Origin of the sequence: Candidatus Bandiella numerosa, from assembly GCF_021811875.1 — a bacterium.
GTDB classification, from domain to species: domain Bacteria; phylum Pseudomonadota; class Alphaproteobacteria; order Rickettsiales; family Midichloriaceae; genus Aquirickettsia; species Aquirickettsia numerosa_A.
The window spans coordinates 1-4,872 of sequence record NZ_JAJBJD010000079.1 but is presented as its reverse complement, the minus strand read 5'-3'; the positions used below and the strand labels follow the sequence as shown (position 1 = coordinate 4,872).

6 protein-coding genes and 1 tRNA gene are annotated in these 4,872 nt (G+C 28.2%); 4 read left to right on the top strand and 3 right to left on the bottom strand.

Annotated features, from left to right (window positions below):
* Positions 1–105: 105 nt before the first annotated feature.
* A complete protein-coding gene (locus L8D11_RS03460; RefSeq protein ID WP_236870283.1) occupies positions 106–687 on the bottom strand; it encodes a hypothetical protein in 582 nt (193 codons plus the stop codon).
* A 152-nt stretch (positions 688–839) separates the two neighbouring features.
* On the opposite strand from L8D11_RS03460, the gene L8D11_RS03455 reads away from it, so the two are divergent.
* From L8D11_RS03455 to L8D11_RS03445, 3 genes are all read left to right on the top strand, one after another.
* Positions 840–916, top strand: a tRNA-His gene (locus L8D11_RS03455).
* Positions 917–931: 15 nt separating this feature from the next.
* Complete coding sequence (gene dgt / locus L8D11_RS03450; RefSeq protein WP_236870282.1) at positions 932–2,077, top strand: dGTP triphosphohydrolase; 1,146 nt, start codon at positions 932–934, stop codon at positions 2,075–2,077.
* A gap of 67 nt (positions 2,078–2,144) precedes the next feature.
* The gene (locus L8D11_RS03445; RefSeq protein WP_236870281.1) at positions 2,145–3,131 is read left to right on the top strand and encodes a magnesium transporter CorA family protein; all 987 of its coding nucleotides are present in this window, start codon (positions 2,145–2,147) and stop codon (positions 3,129–3,131) included.
* 91 nt (positions 3,132–3,222) lie between these two features.
* Here L8D11_RS03445 and L8D11_RS03440 read toward each other — a convergent pair whose 3' ends face one another.
* Positions 3,223–3,885 carry a response regulator transcription factor gene (locus L8D11_RS03440; RefSeq protein ID WP_236870280.1) on the bottom strand — a complete coding sequence of 221 codons (663 nt, stop codon included), beginning with the start codon at positions 3,883–3,885 and terminating at the stop codon, positions 3,223–3,225.
* Positions 3,886–3,893: 8 nt separating this feature from the next.
* Complete coding sequence (gene gatC / locus L8D11_RS03435) at positions 3,894–4,181, bottom strand: Asp-tRNA(Asn)/Glu-tRNA(Gln) amidotransferase subunit GatC (protein ID WP_236870279.1); 288 nt, start codon at positions 4,179–4,181, stop codon at positions 3,894–3,896.
* 41 nt (positions 4,182–4,222) lie between these two features.
* On the opposite strand from gatC, the gene ruvX reads away from it, so the two are divergent.
* Positions 4,223–4,672, top strand: a complete 450-nt coding sequence (gene ruvX, locus L8D11_RS03430) for a Holliday junction resolvase RuvX (RefSeq protein WP_236870278.1) — start codon at positions 4,223–4,225, stop codon at positions 4,670–4,672.
* Positions 4,673–4,872: the final 200 nt, after the last annotated feature.

Below are 4,872 nucleotides of genomic sequence, written 5' to 3'. Positions count from 1 at the left end.
GAATGCACACAATGTTTTGCAGATTAAAGCGACTATGTCCTCTAATGAGTGGAATCTTTATGAAGCAAATATTGACAATGAGTTGATTCTAAAAGTTGCTTAACGCTATCTAATATTTATGCTTCCATTTCTATTCGTAACATCAATAATATAGTTCTCTAATAAATTTTCTGATTTATTAAGAATAGCTTTAGTTTTTTCTAGATTTTTTAAAATGATAGATTGCAATAAAACTAAAGAATATTTTAATTTTTCCTTATTTTTTACTAAGTCTTCAATCTCTTTTGATAAACTATCGATTATTTTTTGACTTTCTTCATCTTGCGTACTCCAAAAATTTGGTGTTAACTTATCCTTTATAGATTTTTTGCTATTTTTTGTAGTTCTTATTTGATTTAATTTTTCTTCAATATCTTGGTAAAAGGTAAAATACAAATTTTTTATTTCTGAAGCAATGTCCTGGTTTGAAAGAATTTGTTGATGATAATATTTATATCCATGCCTTTCCTCATTAATTGAAAATTTAATAAATGATATTGGTTTATTAAAAATAGAATTTTTACCATCTGAATTGCTCAAATAGGATTGATTAACGTTATGTTCGCTTGAGCTACTTAAATCAAGTGGATTTAAATTAGATTTATTTAAATCATTGAGATTTAATTTTTTATTATTTTCTTCCTTCATAACTAAATATCCATAATATCTTACTACTTTAAGTATATACGATCTTGAAATTTTATCCTAGAAAATAATTTTATTGCCTTATATTACCCTATAATAAAAGGTTCTCTTGATTTTTTTATAATTTGCATATATTTAGTTATTATGAAATTATGGCGGGTATAGCTCAGCTGGTTAGAGCGCAAGTTTGTGGAACTTGAGGTCGCGGATTCGAGCTCCGTTACTCGCCCCATCTTATACAATTAGCATGAAAATAGAAAAATTTAGAGATCTAGGCGTCTTCGGGTCAAATGGAAGAATTTATCAAGAGCAAATTCAGTATAATTTTTTAGAAGATAAATTTAGAATAATAAATTCAAAAGCTTTTAGAAGGCTAGAATATAAAACTCAAGTTTTCATTAATTATACTGGAGATCATTACAGGACAAGGCTAACTCACTCATTGGAAGTAAGCCAAATTGCCGTTTATATAGCTAGAGAGCTTGGAGTAAACGAGGAACTTGCTGAGGTAATTGCTTTATCTCACGATATTGGCCATCCTCCATTTGGTCATGCTGGAGAAATGGCACTTAATGAAGTTGCTGAAAAATTTGGGGGATTTGATCATAATATTCATGCGATAAAGATTATTACAACTTTGGAAAAAAGCTCATCAAAATATAAAGGTCTTAATTTAACGCTTGAAACAATTGATGGAATTTTAAAACATAATGGACCAATCAATGAAAAAAGAAAATGCGATAAATTGAGTAAAATTTTTAATAATTTTCCAGTTAATTACAAAAATAATGCTTCATTAGAATCGCAAATAGCTGCTCTTGCTGATGATATTGCTTATACAAAGCATGATATTGATGATGGAATAAGAGCTGAATTTATAAATATCGAGGCGCTTGGAGAATTACAGTTATTTAGAATTACCGGTTTTAATGATATTATCAAAAGCGAAGCTTCAAATAAAGAGATTTTGCTAAAGATATTATTATCAAATCTTAGTATGTTTTTAATAACCGATTTACTAAATCAAACAATTAACAATATCAAAAGTTATGGAATCAATAGCATCCAGGATATCTATAATTGTAAGCGATCGATTGTAGAATTTTCAAACCCAATTAAAGAAAAATTTTTAGAATTAAAAAGTTTTTTATTTAAAAATGTATATAAAAATCACCAGGTAAATAGAATTAATCATAAAACACAGACAGTTATAAAAGACTTGTTTAATCATTTCATGAATAATCCAGAAACTTTACCAAAATCATGGCAAGATGGTGTTAACATAAGTTATGATGCGCTATTATCTGAAATGGTGATTAATTATATAGCTGGTATGACTGATAGATTTGCAGTAATTGAGCATAAGAAGATATTTGATTTATATCATTATTAACCCTTACAATATTTATAATATGTGGTATATTATATGAAAGTAAAGGTTTTAAAATATTCTATTAGGCATGATTGTAGTTATTTATAAAAACAAAAATAAGGTTATTGAGAAAAGAGAAATAAAAATAGATGAGCCATTGCCTGATAACACAATCTGGATAGATCTTATAGAGCCTGAACCAAGCGAAGAAAAATATATAGAAAAAATACTAAATATTGAAGCTCCAACAGAAGAGGAGATGGATAAATTTGAAGTCATAAGTCCCTTTTATATGGAGAAGGATGTTGAATATATGACAGTAACAATAATGGATAAGGCATGTGAAGACTATCCTGACAGTACTGCCATAACATTTATTATGACGAAGGAATACCTGGTTACAACTAGATATGATAAACCAAGATCATTTGATTATCTGAATTCATGGATTAATAGAAATAAGGATAAAGTTTTTACTCCAGAATATGTGTTGACAACAATCATTGACTTTGTTGTGAATTGTTGTGCAGATATTTTAGAAGAAGTAGGTAACGAGATAGATAACTTGTTAAAGGTAGTATTTGAAAAGCCAATAGACAGAAAAAAGAATTCCTCCGAATTTTATAATGATATAATCAGAAGGATAGGGAGTACAGGAACAATTATATCAAAAAATAGGGAAAGTTTAGTAAGTTTAAATAGGATGATAATTTATTTCAGCCAGATAGATAATGCAAGGTATATGAATAAAAAAGACTCAAGACTTAGAATAAAACATATTTCAAGGGAGATCAGTTCACTTGGTGAATATGCAAATTTTTTATCTCAGAGGAATAGCTTTTTATTAGATGCGACACTTGGTATGATATCTGTGGAGCAGAATTTAATCATTAAGGCTTTTACTATAGCTGCTGCAGTATTCATGCCACCAACATTAATAGCTAGTATCTATGGAATGAATTTTCATCATATGCCTGAACTTAGCTTTAAATATGGATATCAATTTGCACTTATATTAATAATTATAACGGGAATATTGCCATATCTATATTTCAAAAGAAAAGGTTGGTTATAAACATATAATATCATTTTCTGATTTTTTTGGTCAGGGTTTCACCAGCGCCATCTTTTTTAGTAACTTATACAAAGTTTATTACACTCTCTATTTATCCCCACAGTACATATCCATGATTTCTCACGGTTTGCAAGAATATAGGAGATTTAGGGTCTTTTTCTATCTTGCTTCTAAGTCTAGTAATTTGTGTATCTATAGTCCTGATATTTATATCATTTAATTGTTTTGCTATCTCGTCTCTAGGTATTATTATTCCTAAGTTTTTAGCAAAAATATTTAATAAATCACGTTGGCTAGTAGTTAGAGGGATGAGAGCATTGTTATGTAGGAGAGTTTTTCTTTCTAAATCAAATTGAAAATCTCCAAATTTTATTTTTTTCTCAGTCAATGAATCTTTTTTAAACCTTAAAATTAATTTTTCAATCCTTATTAATAATTCTTTTGGTTCAAAAGGTTTGGCAATATAATCTTCAGCTCCACTTTCTAAGCCATTTATTCGGTCATCTACATCTCCTAAAGCAGTTAACATTATAACTGGTTGCTTTAAAGTTTTGCGCTTTAAAAACTCTAAACCTGTTTCCTTAGGCATTAATACATCTAAAATTACTAAATCAAATTGAAAGAGCTCAAACAATTCCTCTGCAACAGCAGTGTTTGATGCGAGGCTAACTATGTAACCATTTTTATTTAGGTATTTTGCGAGGAGTTGCCTAATTTCGTTATCATCGTCAATAACTAAAATATGATATTGCATATTTGATACTACTCAATCATCTTTGGAACTACATAAAATCCATATTTACTTTTTGGCACATTTTTTAGTATCTCTTTTTTAGTATTTTTCTTTATAGATACATCTTTTCTCAGTCTTAAATTATCATCGATAACATTATATAATGGCTCTATATTATCAGTATTAACGTATTTTAGCTTATCAAATAACTCTATTATTTTTGATAGGTCTTTCATATAGGATGATAATTCATCATCACTGCAAGCAATGCTTGATAGTTCTATTATTCTTTTTACTTCAGATTTGCTTATATCCATTGTATCATTACGTTCAATTACAATTATTATCTTATTACTATATGATATTTGAAAGTAAAGGTGAATTTTTAAATGAATTAAATAAGCTAAATAAATTTAAAGTTTTAGGAATCGATTTTGGTTTTAAAAAATCAGGCTTAGCAATATATAACAGTGAGGTTAATGTTGTAACACCTTTAACAATTTTTAATAATATAACTAGCCAATTTGATAAATTAATTCAATTGTTAAGTGAAAATCGTGTTAATGCAATTATTGTAGGCTATCCATTACATTTGGACGGTAGTGAAACAGCGCAGACTGACGAAATTAAAAAATTTGCTGGTATGCTTGTGAGCAAAGCTAATATACCAATTATTTTAAGCGACGAGAGGTTTACTACATCACTTGCAAATACATTACTCAAGGAAGCAAATTTAAAAAGAAATGTAAGAAATAAAATGGACGATATGGTGTCAGCATCTATACTTTTAGAAAATTTTTTTTATTGACTTTATACTAAACCAAATCTTAACAGTGCAATAATAGTTAATGAGTTAAATTTTTTGATTCAAGTTCATCAATAAAAGACCATTGCATAATAGGCAGAAAGAAACATATATGATAGAATGAAAAGATAAGTACATACGAAAGAGGAGGCAAAATGTCATTTTTAGTAAGAGAAGCAGAAGAACGTATAGAGAAGAGTAAG